The organism is Streptomyces sp. CB02009 (assembly GCF_001905825.1).
Taxonomy (GTDB): domain Bacteria; phylum Actinomycetota; class Actinomycetes; order Streptomycetales; family Streptomycetaceae; genus Streptomyces.
The window spans coordinates 155,878-172,667 of the sequence record NZ_LIVV01000005.1; the positions used below are offsets into that span (position 1 = coordinate 155,878).

Below are 16,790 nucleotides of genomic sequence, written 5' to 3' on the forward strand. Positions count from 1 at the left end.
ATACTGCTGGGCCGATGTACCCCTCAGATATCCGTCCTCTTCGAATTCTTCACGGAGGAAAAGGGTCTCCGCGGCCGCCAGTGCCTGTCCGACCGCAATCGGAAGAAATACGCGATCGGCTGCTTCCTGGGCGCCTTTCGCATTCGAGGCGCGCTGCCCCAGCCACTTCCATTTCACCGGATTGTCCGTCTCCCCCGTCGCATACCTGGCCGCCGTCGTGAGTGCTGCGGAACCGCGCGCCGGAGAGGCCCGTGCGTGACGGGCCTCTCCGGCGGCAGGCTCAGTCCCGCATCAGCAGACCAGGCAGATGGTGCTGCCCTGGACCACGAACTGGGCGACGGTCGGCGTGGCCGGGGTGGCCATGGCCGGCGTCTCGCAGTCCGCGTGGAAGCCCGGGCCTGCCGCGCTGAGAACGGTGTTCGCAAAGTCCTGCGCCGCCAGCGCCTCGGCGGAATTCGAGCTCGTAAGAGTCATTTCAGATCGCACTTCACTAACCTTTCGTCGGTGGTCATGCGAGCGAATGGTCCAGGCGTATCGAACGTTGCCACCCCCGTCGCCCGCTCTGTGTGAACGCGCTGCACAACGTTTGCAACTGGAAGCTGCGGACCGACCTTAGGCAGACCTTCAAGAACTCGTCAAGCGCAATTGACCCGGCAACTTCCGCGTATAACACAGGACTTGGAAAGCATCAGAAGTGACAGCTCTTTTCGGCCAGCATTACGGATCCTTTATACGGGGCGACTCGGAAGATTGGGGGCGGTGATTCCGCCGGCCGCGAACGGTGTTTGGGAGGGCGCCGCGCGGCGAAGCCCCGTCACCCGGGGGCCGGGCGCCGCGGCCCCGGGCGCCGGGACCCGGCGAGCCGGGACCGGACGGCATCCGGCCAGTTCTCGACCCACAACTCCCCCCACCGTTCGGCATGTCGGACGTTCCGTCGCGGCCACCCCTCCCCTCTCCGCTCTCGCGCCTTCGCGCCCCGCGCAGCACACTGGACGCGCACGGTCCGGGGCCTGACAGGGCCTCAGGGACGGGATGGTCGGGCACGCGCGGAGGGGGACGCACATGCGGGACAGCCATCGGGCCGAGGCTGAGCGGCTGTGGGAACGGACGGTGGAGGAGGAGCTGCGGAGTTCCGGGAGCCGGGCGGGCGCGGAGACCCTGCTCGCCCGGGGCCGCGCCGCGCTGGACTCGATGGCGGCGGGCGCCGGCGAGGAGTACACGGCGTACGTACGGGCCCTGGAGGAGGGAGCACCCGGCGCCCGCACCACCGCGCACCGCTCCTCAGGCCCGCTGTTCGGCGGCCCCGCGCTCGTCGCGGGAGTCGCGGCCGTCGCCGCGGTCGGCGCGGACCTGGCACTCGGGACGACGACGGGGACGGCGCTCGGCGCGGGCGCGGTGGTGGCCGTCGCGGGCGCGGCGGCCACCGTGCTCAAGGCCACGGGCGGACGTGCCGAACAGGCCGCGCCGACGGCCGCGGCGGCGCCCGCGGCGGTCGCGGACGGCGCCGTCGAGGCGGCACGGGCGCGCTGGCTGACCGCGCTGGAGGTACGGGGCATGCGCCCGTTCCTTGAGCGGGAGCGGGCCGCACCCGCAGGCGGCGCCGGGGACGCACCCCCGGCCGACGTGGCGGAGCGGCCCTCCTGGGACCGGCGGACGCCGGCCCCACGGCCGCCCGAGCGGCTGCGCGGCTCCGACCGGAGCGCGGCGGCCAGGCGCCGGGCCGTGCTCGAGCGGTCCTTCGGCCATCTGCCCGACGCCGGAGGGGACTTCGCCGGCCGACGGGAGGAACTCGCCCGGATCACCCGGTGGGTGCAGACCGGGCGCGCCTCGGCGGAGACCCGGCCGACGGTGGTCCTGCTGCACGGCGAGCCCGGGTCGGGACGGACGGCCCTCGCGGTACGGGCGGCGCACGCGCTCCGCGACCAGTTCCGCGGCGCGTGCGTGGTGGACCTGCGGGGAGGCGCGAGCGGCGAGCGGCCCCTGGCGACCCGGGAGGCGCTGCTCCATCTGCTCAACCGGCTCGGCGCACCGCGCGACCGTCTCCTCTTCAGGGAGGGCGCCACCGCGGACCAACAGGCGGCGCGGCTCACGGAGTTGTACCAGCGGCAGCTGACCGGCGTGCCGGTGACGGTGATCCTGGACGACGCCGTGGACGCGGCCCAGGTGCGGGCGCTGCTGCCGGAGCGTTCCGAGAGCCTGGTCCTGGTGACCTGCCGGGAGCCGCTGGACCTGGGGGACGTGGCGGCGCACGTCCTCCCCGTGGCGGCGCTCGACGCGGCCGGGGCGGAGGAGCTGCTGCGGGCGGCGGGCGGGGCGGCGGACCCCGGCCCGTACGACGCGGAGGCGCTCGACCGGATCCGGGAGCTGTGCGGCGGACTTCCGCTGGCGCTGCGGGCGGCGGGCTCCCTGCTGCGCCGGCGGTCCATGGACGACCTCGCGGAGGTGCTCGGCCGCCCGGGCTGGGGCGACGCCCCTCTCGAACGCGCCCTGTGGGCACGGTACTTCGTCGACCTCGACGACGAGGCGCGGCGGCTGCTCCGGCGGCTTTCGCTCGCCGGCCGGGCCTCCCTCGGCGCCGCGGCCGCCGCCGCGCTGCTCGACGGGAGCGGCGCCGACGGCGCCCGGCTGCTGCGGGAGCTGGCCGGCGCGGGACTGCTCGCCCCGGTGCGCGGGGAGCGCTACCGGCTGCACGACGCGGTGCGCGGCTTCGCGGCGGCCCGGCTCCTCGACGAGGAGGACGCGGCGGAGACCGCGGCGGCGCAGGAGCGGTTGATACGGAACTACGCGGAGCTCGCGGACGCGGTGATCCGCATGGTCGACGGCAAGATGTCGACCCGCGCCAACCGCTTCGACGGACACGGCTTCGGGTCCCTCGAAGCCGCCCTGAGCTGGCTCGACGAGGAGTCCAGCTTCATCACGGCGGCCCTTCGGCACACGGACGGCGTCGACCAGCAGACCGTGCTCGATCTGCTGGGCGCGCTCTGCGACTACTGCCTGCTGCGCGGCGACCTCTACCGGCTCGGCGAGATCAACGAACTGGCCGAGTCCGTCGGGCAGGGCCAGCTGTCCCGCTCGGTGCAGTGGCGGACCGGCATCGCGGCCCGGCAGCTCGGCGAGCTCGACAAGGCGCGCACGACCCTGACGTCCGTGGTGTCGCTCTACCAGGAGGCCCACCAGGACCCGGGGGCGGCGCTCGCGCTCTGCTCGCTCGGCATCACCCTGCACCACCAGGGCCGCCTCACGGAGGCGGCGGCCCGGCTGCGGGAGGCCCTCGCGCTCCAGGAGCCGGCGGCGCTCGCCGCCGACCGGGGCTGGACGCTGCACGCGCTCGCGGCCGTGGAGCGGGACCGCGGCGACCTGGCGGAGGCGACGGCGCTGCTCGACCGGTCGCTCGCGCTGCACCGGGAGCACGAGTCCCCGCACGGCCAGGCGTGGGCGCACTTCCAGCGGGGCCAGGTGCTGCTGCTGCGGGGCGACCTGGCGGGCGCGGAGGCCGGGCTGCGGGAGGCGCTCGACGGCTACGGGCGGATCCACGACGGGCGCGGCGCGGCCTGGGCGCTGACCCAGCTGGCCAGGGCGCGGCTCGCCGCCGGGGACGCCGAGCCGGCCGTCGAGGGGCTGCGCGGGGCGCTCGCCCGGCACCGGGAGCAGGAGGACGCGCGCGGGGAGGCGTGGACGCTGTTCCACCTGGCCCACGCCCTCGAGGAGCGCGGCGACCGGGACGACGCGGTGCGGGAGCTGGGCAGGGCCCGGACGATGTTCTCGCGGATGCGGGACGTGTACGGGCTGGCCAGTGCCCGGCACCATTCGGGGCGGGTCACCCGCGACCAGCTCGCGGCCCGCACCGGCGGTCTGCGCAACTCGGGCTTCGCCCGGCAGCTGCTCGTGGACGCGCGGGCGGACTTCCACCGGATCGGGGTGCCGCACGGGGAGGCCTGGACCTGTCTGGAGCTGGCGGTCATCGACGCCGGAAACGCCCGGGTGCCGCAGGCGCTCGCGCTGTGCGACGAGGCCCGTGCGCTGTTCGGTACGTACGGCGACCGGCGGGGCGCGGACTGGGCCCGCTTCCTGCGCTGCACGCTGCTCCCGCACGCGGTGCCGGGGAACCCGGAGCCGGGGACGGTCACGGCGCGCGAGGAGCTCGCGGCGCTGGTCGCGGACCGGCATCCGGCGCGCGATCCGCGGCTCGACGACTGCGCCGAGGCGTACGCGGTGGTCCTGGGCCGGGGCGTCCACCCGTCGACGCCCTGGCAGGCCTGGGACCTGGGCATGGTGCCGAACCGGCACGCCCGGGAGGTCCTGGGGGTACCGGTGGGATAGCCCGCCGCGGCACGAGGGCGTCCCCGCCCCGCAGCGCCGGGCGGATGGCCCGCCGCGGCACGACGGCGCCCCCGGGTCCGTACCTCTGAGGTACGGACCCGGGGGCGGTTCGGCTACTTGCCGGCGGGGCCGGCCGAGGGGGCCGGGGCCCCCGGGGCGGCGGCCGGGTCCGGGGCCTCCTCGAAGTCGACCTTGCCCATGTGGCGGTTCATCGACTTCATCAGCTGCCAGACCGCGAGGGCCAGCACCGCGAAGACGACGAAGCCGAGGACGCCGGGGGTCACCTTGTTCTCGTCCAGCTCTTCGGCGGCGAAGGGGACAAGCTGGGTCAGTGCCAGGTGTGCGCTCATGTCAGGCATTGTCGCGGATGCCCGCGAAGAGATCTTCCTCGGGGAGGGAGGTCGGCACCAGCGCCTTGCTGAGCTCGTACTCCTCCGTCGGCCAGACCTCCTTCTGGATGTCCATCGGGACCCGGAACCAGCCGCCGTCGGGGTCGATCTGGGTGCGGTGGGCGATCAGGGCCTTGTCGCGGATCTCGAAGAACTCCGCGCAGGGCACGTGGGTGGTCAGCGTCCGCTCCTTGCCCCCGAACTCCTTCCAGCGCTCCAGCCACTCGCCGTACGGGGACTCCAGGCCCCGCGCGAGGAGCGCCTCGTGCAGGGCGACCGTGCGGGGGCGGTTGAAGCCCTGGTTGTAGTAGAGCTTCAGGGGCTGCCAGACCGGGCCGAACTCGGCCTCGGGGAACTTCTCGGCGTCGGCCGCGCCGTCGAAGGCCACCATCGAGATCTTGTGGGTCATGATGTGGTCGGGGTGCGGGTATCCGCCGTTCTCGTCGTAGGTCGTGACGACCTGCGGACGGAAGGAGCGGATCTTGCGGACCAGTTCCCCGGCCGCGGTGTCGACGTCCTCCAGGGCGAAGCAGCCCTCGGGGAGCGGCGGCAGCGGGTCGCCCTCGGGCAGGCCCGAGTCGACGAAGCCCAGCCATTCCTGGGAGACGCCGAGGATCTCGCGGGCCTCGTCCATCTCCTTGCGGCGTACCTCGTGGATGTTCGCCTCGACATAGGCGTCACCCTGGAGCTGGGGGTTCAGGACCGAGCCGCGCTCGCCGCCCGTGCACGTCACGACCATGACGTCCACCCCCTCGGACACGTACTTGGCCATCGTGGCCGCACCCTTGCTCGACTCGTCGTCGGGGTGGGCGTGAACGGCCATCAGTCGCAGCTGCTCAGTCAAGACTCGATCCTCAGTGATTCGACGCGGAGCGTGGTCTCTATAGTGACGGAATCGGGGGAGCGAAAATTCCGCCACCCCCGGCTTCGAGAGGATCGATCATGAGCGCGGTGCGAGAGCAGCTGCCCGAGGGGCGCTACGGACGCTCCGCGGACGAGGCGGCCGACCGCAAGCTCAGGATCACCGGCGCCGTGCTCGGCGTCCTCTTCCTCGGACTGATGGGCTGGTTCGGCTGGTACTACGTCGTCGACAGCAAGATCAGCGCCGAGATGATCAAGTTCGACGTGGTGAGCGCCACCGAGGTCCAGGTACACCTGGAGATCCGCAAGGACGAGGGCGTCAAGGGCGTCTGCACCCTGCGCTCCCGCTCCGAGGACGGCGCCGAGGTCGCCCGCAAGGACGTCCGGGTCGACGAGCCCGCGGGCCGGGTCGACCGCGTCTACTCGCTGCGCACGACCGCCCGCGCGACCAGTGCGGAGCTCATGGGGTGTACGGCTCGGTAGCGGTGGGTAGGGACCGGGTGTCGAGTCCCGGCGCGTCACCCCGGTGACCTGGGGCGACGCCATCTTGATGGTTATGTCCTCCCGCTTTTCGCCACTCATTGTTAGGCTCGTGGTTTCGCCCACCCGGGACAGCAGAGCTTTCCCGTGTAGGGCGATGCTTTGTATTCCCAGTACCTACGAGGAGCACCTGTGACCCAGACCAGCGACAACGTCACCTGGCTCACCCAGGAGGCGTACAACAAGCTCAAGGACGAGCTTGAGTACCTGTCTGGTCCCGCGCGCACGGAGATCACCGTCAAGATCGCCGCAGCCCGCGAAGAGGGGGACCTGCGCGAGAACGGCGGGTACCACGCGGCCAAGGAGGAGCAGGGCAAGCAGGAGCTCCGCATCCGGCAGCTGACCCAGCTCCTCGAGCACGCCAAGGTCGGCGAGGCTCCGGCGGACGACGGCGTCGTCGAGCCGGGCATGGTCGTCACGATCGCCTTCGACGGCGACGAGAACGACACGACGACCTTCCTGCTCGCCTCCCGCGAGTACGCGAGCGGCGACATCGAGACCTACTCGCCGCAGTCGCCGCTCGGCGTCGGTGTCAACGGCAAGAAGGCCGGTGACGACGCCGAGTACGAGCTGCCGAACGGCAAGAAGGCCACGGTGAAGATCCTCAGCGCGAAGCCGTACAACGGCTGAGGCACAGCTCTCCACGAAGGGCCGGCCCCCACCGGGGCCGGCCCTTCGTGCTGCGTACGGCCGGCCCCCGTCCCGCACCCACCGTCCGGTGATGCGATGAGGCATGATGCGGCCTGACGTCGCGTCACAAGGGGGATGACGAAGTGCTGGGACCGCTGCGCGCGGGCACACCGCGCCTGATAGGACCGTACGAACTGCTCGCCAGGCTCGGGGCGGGCGGGATGGGCGAGGTCTTCCTCGGGCGGGGCGGCGGCGGCGCGGACGGCACGTTCGTCGCCGTGAAGACCGTCCGGCGCGACGTCGCGGGCGACCCCGCCTTCCGCGACCGCTTCCGCCGGGAGATACGGGTCGCCGCGCTCGTGGACAGCGCGTACGCCGCCGCCCCGCTCGGCGGTGACGCCGACGCCGAGGTGCCCTGGCTGGCCACCGCGTACGTCCCCGGGCCGAGTCTCTCGCAGGCCGTCCGGCGCGGCGGCGCGCTGCCCGTGGACTCCGTCCGCGCGCTCGGCACCGCCGTCGCACGGGCCCTCGCCGATCTGCACCGGGCCGGGGTCCTGCACCGGGACCTCAAGCCCGGCAACGTCATGCTCTCCGTCGACGGGCCCCGTCTCATCGACTTCGGCATCGCCCGCAGCAGCACGGCCACCACGATGACCGCCACCGGTCTGATGGTCGGCACCCCTTCCTTCATGTCGCCCGAGCACGTGGCCGGCGCCCGGCGGGTGACCGCCGCGTCCGACGTCTTCTGCCTCGGCTCGCTGCTCTGCTTCGCGGCGACCGGCGAGGACCCCTTCGGCGACGGTCCGCTCGCCGCCGTCCTGTACCGGGTCTCCCAGGCCGAGGCCGACCTCGCCCGGGTCCCGGCGGAGCTGCGCGACACCGTCGCCGCCTGTCTGGCCCTCGACCCGGCGGACCGGCCGACGCCGGAGGAGCTCGCGGAGCTCCTCGGCGGCGGCACGCCGAAGGTCTTCCCGTGGCCCGGGGCGGTACGGGACCACATCGGCGAGTACGGCACGGAGCTCGCCCAGCTCGTCGCCTCCGGCGGGCCGCTCCTGGAGGCCGCCCCGGCGGACCCGGGAGACGCGGCGGCGAACCCCGACGCACCCGGCCTGCACTCCGCGGCGACCCGGGCACCGGTCTCCGCGCCGGCCGCGACCGGCCCGAACGGCACGGGCGACCCGGGCGACGCGGCCGGCCGCCGGCGCCGGGTCCGGCTGCTCGCGGCCGCCGTGGCCCTGGCCGTCGTGGCCGGCGGCGTCGGCACGTACCTGCTGTGGCCGGAGGGCGGGCCGGGGAAGCCTCAGCCCCCGAAGGCCGCGCCGGTGGCGCCCCGGATCCCGGGCGTCGACGGCCGGGGCCTCGCCGACTCCTCCGGTGTGGTCCCGCAGAACACCGCCCAGCGGCCGGCCGGCTGGAAGCCCTGGCAGGCGAAGCTCGGCGACCCGGCGCTCGGCTGCTCGGCCGGCGAGAAGGTGCTGGTCTGCCGGACCACGAACGGACGCTACGTGGCGCTGGACCCGGCGAGCGGCAAGCAGCTGTGGGACGTCCCGGCCGCCAAGGACACCCCCGACCAGACCTACATCAGCGGCAAGGGGTTCCCCTTCACCGCCGGCAGCGCCACGGCCCCCATGGTCCACGACGGCAGCGTCGTCCTCGTCGCGAACGGCTCCCTCCAGGTCCGGGACGCGCGCACTGGGGCGGTCCGCTGGCAGAAGCCGGCCGTCGGCCCGCAGGGCCTCTGGGCCACCCGGCCCGTCGTCGCCGACGGGATCGTCTTCGCGGCGACGAACGTGACGGAGGACGCCCTGAACGTGCGGGCCGCGCTGACGGCGTTCTCCCTGGCCGACGGAGAGACGATCTGGTCGGAGGAGCTCACCAACGGCGAGACGTCCTTCGCCGAGCGCCGGGCGTACGAACCCGTCGCCTACGCCAAGGGCGTCGTCTACGCCCTCAGCCAGGGCGGACTCGTCTCGTACGACGGCCGGAACGGCACCCAGCTCGGGCAGGTCGAACCCGACGCCAAGGACTGCTGGGACATCAAGGTGCTCGGTACGTCGGCGTACTGCTCCGGAGCCGGGGCGGGCAGCGACACCGACACGGCCCTGCACCAGCTCGACGCCCGCACCCTCGCCCCGAAGGCGTCGCTGCCCGGCGGCCTCGCCACGGCGGCTCCCACGGCGGTCGGCCCACGGGCCGTGGTGGCCTTCGACGGCGGCCTGCGGATCCTCGACCCGCGCACCGGCGGGACACTCGCCTCGTTCCCGGCCGGCCGGGCTCCGGCCGGACTGGCCCAGAGCTGGTCGTCGCCGCTGCTCGCCGGCGACCAGATCGTCTACGCCGACTACTCCGCCCTCCACACGGTGCGGCTGGGCGCCGACGGCAGGCCGGGGGACCTGAAGGTCACGCCGTTGCCGGGCGCCCCCGGGCCGCGCGCCGAGGAGGAGGACTACGACCCGAGCTTCGGGAACATCGTCGCCAGGCAGATCCGGGAGCCGGAGGTGCTGCCGGTGGGCGGCATCGCGTACGTCGTCTTCGACAAGGGCGCGGTCGCCTCCGTCGCCCTGCCCGGCGAGAAGGAGTAGTCCCGTGCTGGAAGCCCTGCCCCCGGGCCGGCCCGCGCAGCTCGTCGGCCCCTACCGGCTCCTCGCCCGGCTCGGCGCCGGCGGCATGGGCGAGGTCCATCTCGCCTGCCGGGCGGACGCGCCGACGGCCGACCCGTACCGGATGGTCGCGGTGAAGACCGTACGGAGCGATCTGGAGGTCGACGGGGACTTCCGGACCCGGTTCCGGCGGGAGATCGCGGCGGCCCGGACGGTCGACGGGCCGGGCGTGGCGCGGCTCGTCGACGCGGACGCCGACGCGGCCTCGCCGTGGCTGGCGACGGAGTACGTGCCGGGCCCCTCGCTCGCGGAGGCCGTCGTACGGTCCGGGGCGCTGCCCGCCGCGACGGTGCGGGCCCTGGGGATCGCCCTGGCCACCGCCCTGTCCGGCGTCCACGGGGCGAAGGTGCTGCACCGCGACCTCAAACCGGCGAACGTCCTGCTCGGCACGGCCGGGCCCAAGCTGATCGACTTCGGCATCGCGCAGGCCTTCGAGGCGACGGCGCTCACCTCGACCGGTCTGGTCGTGGGATCCCCCGGTTTCATGTCGCCGGAGCACCTGGCGGGCAGCCGCGCGGTGGTGCCCGCGTCGGACGTGTTCTGTCTGGGCGCGGTCCTCGCGTTCGCGGCGAGCGGCCGGGGGCCCTTCCAGGACGACGAGATGGCCGCGGTGGTCTACCGGATCATCCGGGCGGACGCCGACCTGACCGGTGTCCCGGAGGAGCTGCGGCCGGTGGTGGAGCGCTGCCTGCGGCTCGACCCGGCCGAGCGGCCGACGGCGGCGGAGCTGGGGGCGCTCCTCGGTGCCGGAGCGGGCCCCGGGGTCTTCCCCTGGCCCGGCGGGGTGCTGTCGCTGCTCGCCGAGTACGGGGAGGCGGCGCGGACGGCCGGTGAGGCGGCCGCCTCGGGCGCGGGCGTGGCGGACCTGCCGACGCTCGGGCCGGTGGTGCCGTACTCCCCGACGGCCGTCCCGAACCGTCCGGCGACCCCGCCGGCGGACCCCGTGGCGCCGCGCCGGCGCCGCTGGGGCGCGGCCGTGGCCGGTGCGGTGGCCGTCGCCGTCGCGGCCACGGCCGGTGTGGTCCTGGTGAACCGGGACGGCGGGGACGGCGGCGGGACGGCGGGGCCCTCGGTCTCGAACAGCTCCTCCCCCGGCGCGACCGGTACGGGGAGCGCCGGCCCGTCGACCCTGAGCCAGGTCGTCCTGCCGTACGGCGGGAAGGGCCGTACCAACGACTTCGGCACGGCGGCGACGGACCGGGGGCACCGCCCGGCGGGCTGGTCGCCCTGGATGGTGCGGACGGAGGCCACCGACGGCGCCTGCTCCCTCTCCCCGAAGGTGCTGGTCTGCGCGGGCTCCGGCGGCGCGCTGGTGGGGCTGAGCGCGGCGGACGGCCATGAGCTGTGGTCGGTCGAGGCGCGCACCAACGCCGAGGGGCTGCGGTCCACAGCGCAGTACCCGGCCATCGTCGGCGACCGGGTCTACGTGGCGGAGTCCTCGGGGACCGTCGCGTACGGCCTGCAGAACGGCCGGAAGGAGGGCACCCTCCCGGGTCCCGGCGCCGCGTGGGCGGTGAAGGGCTCCGACCTGGCCGACGGCGTCCTCCACATCGCGTACGTGAACACGGCGTCCACCGAGGCGGACGGCGGGGCGGGCGGAGGCCTCGTGACGGCGGTGAGGCTCGGCGGGAGCGGGAAGGACGCGGGCAGCGTGCTGTGGAAGGCACCGCTGGACGGCTTCCCCGAGCAGCCGGTGGCGGCGGGCGGTCGCGTGTACGTCCCCGTCGGGACCGTGCCGGTGGCGCTCAACGGGCGGACCGGGAGGACGGCGGCGCGCGGGGCGGAGGGCTGCCAAAAGGTCACCGTGCACGAGAAGAGCGGCAGCGTGCTCTGCTCGGGCACCGCGGACGGCTCGGTGACCGTGCTCGACGCGGCGACGCTGAAGCTGCGGCGGTCCCTCGGCTCGGGGGTGACGGCGGGCCCCGCCGTCAACGCGGACGGCCTGGTGGCGGTGACGAACGGGCAGACCGTGACCACCTACGACCTGCGGACCGGCGAGAAGGACTGGTCGATGACGCCGATGATGACCGAGGGCGACCCGCAGCGGATCTACTTCGCGGGCGACCGCGTGATCACGGTGGGGAAGGGAGAGGTGGTCTCCCTCGCCGCGGCCGCCCCCTCCGGACAGGAGCGCTTCGATGCCAACCTCCCGGACGACTTCGACGCGCAGGCCACCGGAGACGCGCTGGCCGCCGGAGGGGCGGTCTTCCTCGCCCTCCCCGACGGCCTCGTCGTCTCCGGGTACCTGCCCTGACGGCTCCCGGTATCTGCCCTGACGGCTCCGGGTGCGCGGAGCGCTCAGCCGTTCGCGCGCCGGTACTTGCGGACGGACAGGGTCCGGAAGATGGCGACGATCAGGACGGAGTAGATCAGCGAGGCCCACACCGGGTACTGCATCGGCCAGGCGTCGGACGGTGACAGGCCGGGATCGCCGAAGAGCTTGCGGCAGGCCTGGACGGTCGCGCTGAACGGGTTCCACTCCGCGACGGGCTGCAGCCAGCCCGGCAGGTTGCTGGTGTCCACGAAGGCGTTCGAGATGAAGGTCACCGGGAAGAGCCAGATCAGGCCGCCCGAGGTCGCGGCCTCCGGGGTGCGGACCGAGAGGCCGATCAGGGCGCCGATCCAGGTGAAGGCGTAGCCGAGGAGGAGCAGCAGGGCGAAGCCGGCCATCACCTTCCCGAAGTTGGTCGGCGCCGCGTAACCGGGCCGCCAGCCGATGATCAGCGCGACGACCGCGAGCACGGTCAACGTCAGCGCGGTCTGCACGAGGTCGGCGAGGGTGCGGCCGGTGAGGACCGCGCCCCGGGCCATGGGCAGGGACCGGAACCGGTCGATGAGGCCCTTGTGCATGTCGTCGGCGATGCCGGCGCCCGCGCCCGCCGTGGCGAAGGTGACGGTCTGCGCGAAGATGCCGGCCATCAGGAAGTTCTTGTAGACGTCCGGGGAGGTGCTGCCGTCGACGCTCATCGAGCCGCCGAAGACGTACGTGAAGAGGATCACGAACATCACCGGCTGGATCAGGCCGAACAGGATCATCTCGGGAATCCTGGACATTCTGATCAGGTTCCTGCGGGCGATCACCAGGGAGTCGTTCATGGTGCTCACTCGGCCGCCTCCTTCACGCGCCTGCCGCCGCGGCCGCCCGGCCGGGAGTCCCCGTCCGACCCGCCGGTCTCCTCCGCCTCCCGCTCGGCCACATGGCCGGTGAGGGAGAGGAAGACGTCGTCGAGGGTGGGGCGGCGCAGCCCGATGTCGTCGATCTCCACGCCCACCGCGTCCAGGTCGCGGATGACCTCGGCGAGCAGCTTCGCGCCGCCGGCCACGGGGACCGTCAGCTTCCGGGTGTGCTCCTCGACCGACACCTCGCCGTGGCCGATGCCCGCGATGCCGTAGCGCGCGAGGACCCCCCGGGCGTCCGCGATCATCCCCGGCGCGTGCACGACGACCTCGACGCGCTCGCCGCCTGTCTGCGCCTTGAGCTGGTCGGAGGTGCCGCGCGCGATGACCTTGCCCCGGTCGACCACGCAGATGTCGTGGGCGAGGTGGTCGGCCTCCTCCAGGTACTGCGTGGTGAGCAGCAGGGTCGTACCGCCCGCGACGAGTTCCTTGATGACCTCCCACAGGCCCTGCCGGTTGCGGGGGTCGAGCCCGGTGGTCGGCTCGTCCATGAACATGACCGGCGGGGACACGACGAGGGCGGCCGCGAGGTCGAGGCGGCGGCGCATGCCCCCGGAGTACGTCTTCGCGGTGCGGTCGGCGGCGTCGGCGAGGTTGAAGCGCTCCAGCAGCTCGCCGGCCCGCACCTTCGCGTCCTTCGCCCTCATCTGGTAGAGCTGCCCGACCATCTGCAGGTTCTCGCGGCCGGTGAGGTACTCGTCGACGGCCGCGAACTGGCCGGAGAGCCCGATCCTGCGGCGCACCTCGTCGGGGTCCTTGAGGACGTCGATCCCGGCGACGACGGCCCGGCCGCTGTCGGGCCGGAGAAGCGTGGTCAGCACGCGCACGGCGGTCGTCTTCCCCGCGCCGTTCGGGCCGAGCAGGCCGAGGACGGTTCCCTCGGGGACGTCGAGGTCCACGCCGTCCAGAGCTCGTACGTCACCGAAGGTCTTCACCAGACCCTCGGCGTAGATCGCGCCTGGCATGTGGGTACTCCCAGGGAGATACGGACGTTGAAATCGGGCGTTTCCCACCGATCCTAGGTTCGTCCGACCCGCCCCGCCCAGTGAATCTGTGATCCGGGACACACGATCATGTCGCCGGGCGCGCGCGGCGCCGGACTCAGCCCGGCACTCGGCCCGGCACTCGGCCCGGCACTCGGCCCGGCACTCGGCCCGGCACTCAGCCCAGCACCGTGTATCCCGCGTCCCGCAGGGCGTCCGCCACCTCGACGCAGTGCTCGGGGCCCTTCGTCTCCAGGTGCAGCTCGACCTCCACCTCGGTCAGGCCCAGCCGCGGATCGGTGCGCACATGTCCGACGTCCAGGACGTTCGCGTCGGCGACGGTGAGCACCGCGAGGAGGGTCGCCAGGACCCCCGGCCGGTCCGTGACCCGCAGCCGCAGGCTCAGGTAGCGGCCCCCCGCGGACATGCCGTGCCGCAGGATCCGCTGGAGCAGCAACGGGTCGACGTTCCCGCCGGACAGCACCGCCACCACCGGCCCCTCGAAGGACGTCGGGTCGCTCAGCAGAGCCGCCACCGGACTCGCACCGGCCGGCTCGACGACCAGCTTCGCCCGCTCCAGGCAGAGCAGCAGCGCCGACGAGAGCGCGTCCTCGGAGACCGTGCGGACCTCGTCGACGTACTCCTGGACCAGCGCGAACGGCACGTCCCCCGGCCGCCCCACCTTGATCCCGTCCGCCATCGTCACCGGCGACTCGACCACCACCGGATGCCCGGCCGCCAGCGAGGGCGGGTAGGCGGCGGCACCCTCCGCCTGCACGCCGATCACCCGCACGTCCGGACGCACCGACTTCACCGCGAGCCCGATGCCCGCGGCGAGACCGCCGCCGCCGACACCCACCAGGATCGTCCGGACCTCCGGGCACTGCTCCAGGATCTCCAGCCCCACCGTGCCCTGCCCGACGATGATGTCGGGGTGGTCGAAGGGATGGATGAAGACGGCCCCCGTCTCCCGCGCGTACCGCTCCGCCGCCGCCAGCGTCTCGTCCACCACATGACCGTGCAGCCGGACGTCCGCACCGTACTCCCGGGTCGCCGCGACCTTCGGCAGCGGCGCCCCGACCGGCATGAAGACGGTCGCGCGCACACCCAGCAGACTCGAGGCGAGCGCCACACCCTGCGCGTGGTTGCCCGCCGACGCGGCGACGACCCCCGCCGCCCGCTCCTCGGGCCGCAGGCCCGCGATCCGCACGTACGCCCCGCGCAGCTTGAACGAACCGGTCCGCTGCAGGTTCTCGCACTTGAGATGGACAGGCGCCCCCACCAGCGACGACAGATGGCGGCTGCCCTCCATCGCGGTCGTCCGGGCCACCCCGGACAGCATCTTCTGCGCCCCCCGCACGTCGTCGAGCATCAGCCGGTGCAAGGGGTCTGGCGTACGGAAGCTCATGACAGCAAGTCTCGCAGCTCACGGCCCTGGTGGCCGCCCGGCGACCGGGTCCCCCAGCGGGTTTGCGCAGCCCCGGTACGGACCTCCCCGGGGCCGCGTACTCTGTCCCCCACCAACCGACCACCCCCGCACGAGAGAGACCCACAGCCATGCCCACATCTCAGGACATGACGACTGAGTTCGACCCCGGTCTCCTCGATGCCCTCCAGCACCAGGTGGCCGTCTTCGCCCGCCGGGCCGAGCAGACCCGCCTCGGCGGCACCGGCCAGCTCCGCAACTCGATGGACCGGGCCGCGTACCTGCTCCTCAACCGTCTTGACCAGGAAGGCCCGATGGGCGTCAAGGCCCTGGCCGCGGGCATGGGGATCGACTCCTCGACCGTCACCCGCCAGGTCGCCCCGCTCGTCGACACCGGCCTGGTCAAGCGCACCTCGCACCCCGAGGACGGGCGCGCGGTCGTGCTCCAGCTGTCGCCCCGCGGACTCGCCCGCCTGGAGGAGGTCCGCTCCTCGCGCCGCCAGCTGATGGTGGAGGTCACGGAAGGCTGGACACCGGACGAGCGGGAGTCCTTCTGCACCCTGCTCACCCGCTTCAACACCGCCCTGTCCGCACGGCAGTCGGCGCACACGGGCGTACCCTCGACGGAATCCGCCGCCACGGCGCCGCCCGCCACGGCGGACCCGGCTGACCCGGCGGGAACCGCGCTCGTCGCCGACGACCGGGCCGACGGGACGAGTGAGTCCGCGCAGACCTCTTGACCCCGCCCCCGCGCTGTCCTCAGATGAGGACGTGGGACAGCAGCGGAACGGACCCCGTACCGAACGCGCCTACCGCACCCGGGAGTTCGACGCGTTCGTGGCCGGGGCGGCAGGCCGGCTGCTGCACACCGCGACCCTGCTCACCGCCGAGACCCGGACCCGCAACCCGTACGCCCAGGCCCTGCTGACCGCCGCCCTGGCCCACACCTACGCGGTGTGGGAACGGCTGCGGGACGAGGACCCGTACGACCTCACCCGGCGCGCGCTCGCCGCCCGCTTCGCCCGCACCGCCTGGCGGCACCACGGCGGCCGGGGCGGCGTGCTCTCCGCCCTCCACCCGCAGGAACGGCTCGTCGTCGTCCTCCGGCTGTACGAGGGGGTCGCCGAGGAACAGGTCGCGGCCCTGCTCGGCCTGTCCGAGGCCCGCGTCAGGGCCGTCCACGCCCGGGCGGTGGCCACCCTGAGAACCGCCGGCCGCGCCGCCGGGCAGCCCGCCGGGAGAACCGCCGCATGAGCCGGTACGAGGACAAGGAGGCGGCGGTCCGGCGCCTCCTCGACACCCCGCACCCGCCGGTCCCCGGCAGCCTCGCAGGAGAGGCCGCGGAACGCGGCGCCCGCCTGCTCCGAAGGAACCGCGCGGCACGACGGCTGGCCTGGACCCTGTTCGCGCTCGCCGTGCTCGCCTTCGTCCTCTGGGCGTCGGCGGCACAGCCCTGGGAGCCCCCGGCGCTGGAGACCACTCCGCCGTTCGACGGCGTGTGAGGACGGTCCTAGCCTGGAAGGAGGGGCCTGCCCGCAGGCCCGTCAGGAGGTCGTCATGGCCAGGAAAGCCACCGACTGCCGGGACACCCCGAGCGTCTCCGGCTGCTCCCTCTACATGTCGGGCGAGGAGGAGGAACTCGAACGGGCCGCCGTCCAGCACGTGGTCTCCGTCCACGAGCACACGGACAGCCCCGAACTCCGCGCGGAGATCCGGGCCTCCATGAAGGAGCCACTGCCCGGCACCTGAGACGAGCCGTACCCGCACGACGGGCCGGGCGGGCGCTCCGCGACACCGCGGAACG

The 16,790-nt window shown here is 73.8% G+C and carries 15 protein-coding genes; 9 read left to right on the forward strand and 6 right to left on the reverse strand.

Annotated features, from left to right (window positions below; translation table 11 throughout):
* Positions 1 to 291: 291 nt before the first annotated feature.
* Positions 292 to 474, reverse strand: a complete 183-nt coding sequence (locus AMK27_RS20175; protein WP_073910020.1) for a cypemycin family RiPP — start codon at positions 472 to 474, stop codon at positions 292 to 294.
* A 588-nt stretch (positions 475 to 1,062) separates the two neighbouring features.
* Between AMK27_RS20175 and AMK27_RS20180 the strand changes: the two genes are divergently transcribed.
* Positions 1,063 to 4,320 (forward strand): tetratricopeptide repeat protein, encoded by a 3,258-nt coding sequence (locus AMK27_RS20180; protein WP_073910023.1) that lies wholly within the window; start codon positions 1,063 to 1,065, stop codon positions 4,318 to 4,320.
* Positions 4,321 to 4,433: 113 nt separating this feature from the next.
* Here the strand turns inward: AMK27_RS20180 and AMK27_RS20185 are convergent, their stop codons facing one another.
* Both AMK27_RS20185 and mca read right to left on the reverse strand, forming a co-directional pair.
* Positions 4,434 to 4,670 carry a hypothetical protein gene (locus AMK27_RS20185; protein ID WP_073910026.1) on the reverse strand — a complete coding sequence of 79 codons (237 nt, stop codon included), beginning with the start codon at positions 4,668 to 4,670 and terminating at the stop codon, positions 4,434 to 4,436.
* A gap of 1 nt (position 4,671) precedes the next feature.
* The gene (gene mca, locus AMK27_RS20190; protein ID WP_073910029.1) at positions 4,672 to 5,553 is read right to left on the reverse strand and encodes a mycothiol conjugate amidase Mca; all 882 of its coding nucleotides are present in this window, start codon (positions 5,551 to 5,553) and stop codon (positions 4,672 to 4,674) included.
* A gap of 98 nt (positions 5,554 to 5,651) precedes the next feature.
* Between mca and AMK27_RS20195 the strand changes: the two genes are divergently transcribed.
* The 4 genes from AMK27_RS20195 to AMK27_RS20210 all read left to right on the forward strand — a co-directional run bounded on the left by AMK27_RS20195 (position 5,652) and on the right by AMK27_RS20210 (position 11,654).
* On the forward strand, positions 5,652 to 6,053 hold the full coding sequence (locus AMK27_RS20195; RefSeq protein WP_073910031.1) for a DUF4307 domain-containing protein: 402 nt from the start codon (positions 5,652 to 5,654) through the stop codon (positions 6,051 to 6,053).
* A gap of 189 nt (positions 6,054 to 6,242) precedes the next feature.
* Positions 6,243 to 6,740 carry a transcription elongation factor GreA gene (gene greA / locus AMK27_RS20200; RefSeq protein ID WP_073910034.1) on the forward strand — a complete coding sequence of 166 codons (498 nt, stop codon included), beginning with the start codon at positions 6,243 to 6,245 and terminating at the stop codon, positions 6,738 to 6,740.
* A gap of 143 nt (positions 6,741 to 6,883) precedes the next feature.
* Positions 6,884 to 9,322, forward strand: coding sequence for a protein kinase domain-containing protein (locus tag AMK27_RS20205; RefSeq protein ID WP_073910037.1), 2,439 nt, complete (start codon positions 6,884 to 6,886; stop codon positions 9,320 to 9,322).
* A 4-nt stretch (positions 9,323 to 9,326) separates the two neighbouring features.
* Positions 9,327 to 11,654: a protein kinase domain-containing protein gene (locus AMK27_RS20210; RefSeq protein ID WP_073910040.1), complete on the forward strand. Its 2,328-nt coding sequence runs from the start codon at positions 9,327 to 9,329 to the stop codon at positions 11,652 to 11,654.
* A gap of 44 nt (positions 11,655 to 11,698) precedes the next feature.
* Here the strand turns inward: AMK27_RS20210 and AMK27_RS20215 are convergent, their stop codons facing one another.
* From AMK27_RS20215 to ilvA, 3 genes are all read right to left on the reverse strand, one after another.
* Positions 11,699 to 12,496 carry an ABC transporter permease gene (locus AMK27_RS20215; protein ID WP_073911823.1) on the reverse strand — a complete coding sequence of 266 codons (798 nt, stop codon included), beginning with the start codon at positions 12,494 to 12,496 and terminating at the stop codon, positions 11,699 to 11,701.
* 5 nt (positions 12,497 to 12,501) lie between these two features.
* Positions 12,502 to 13,542, reverse strand: a complete 1,041-nt coding sequence (locus tag AMK27_RS20220) for an ATP-binding cassette domain-containing protein (RefSeq protein WP_073910043.1) — start codon at positions 13,540 to 13,542, stop codon at positions 12,502 to 12,504.
* 196 nt (positions 13,543 to 13,738) lie between these two features.
* Positions 13,739 to 14,968, reverse strand: a complete 1,230-nt coding sequence (ilvA, locus tag AMK27_RS20225) for a threonine ammonia-lyase (RefSeq protein ID WP_073910046.1) — start codon at positions 14,966 to 14,968, stop codon at positions 13,739 to 13,741.
* Between the two features lie 149 nt (positions 14,969 to 15,117).
* On the opposite strand from ilvA, the gene AMK27_RS20230 reads away from it, so the two are divergent.
* From AMK27_RS20230 to AMK27_RS20245, 4 genes are read left to right on the forward strand one after another with little or no spacing between them, the layout of a single operon-like run.
* Positions 15,118 to 15,726 carry a MarR family winged helix-turn-helix transcriptional regulator gene (locus AMK27_RS20230; RefSeq protein ID WP_241847561.1) on the forward strand — a complete coding sequence of 203 codons (609 nt, stop codon included), beginning with the start codon at positions 15,118 to 15,120 and terminating at the stop codon, positions 15,724 to 15,726.
* Positions 15,727 to 15,757: 31 nt separating this feature from the next.
* On the forward strand, positions 15,758 to 16,240 hold the full coding sequence (locus AMK27_RS20235) for a sigma factor-like helix-turn-helix DNA-binding protein (RefSeq protein ID WP_073910049.1): 483 nt from the start codon (positions 15,758 to 15,760) through the stop codon (positions 16,238 to 16,240).
* The gene (locus AMK27_RS20240) at positions 16,237 to 16,488 is read left to right on the forward strand and encodes a hypothetical protein (RefSeq protein WP_073910052.1); all 252 of its coding nucleotides are present in this window, start codon (positions 16,237 to 16,239) and stop codon (positions 16,486 to 16,488) included. Before AMK27_RS20235 ends, AMK27_RS20240 begins: the two co-directional genes overlap by 4 nt.
* A 55-nt stretch (positions 16,489 to 16,543) precedes the next feature.
* The gene (locus tag AMK27_RS20245) at positions 16,544 to 16,735 is read left to right on the forward strand and encodes a DUF1059 domain-containing protein (RefSeq protein ID WP_073910055.1); all 192 of its coding nucleotides are present in this window, start codon (positions 16,544 to 16,546) and stop codon (positions 16,733 to 16,735) included.
* The last annotated feature ends 55 nt before the right edge of the window (positions 16,736 to 16,790 follow it).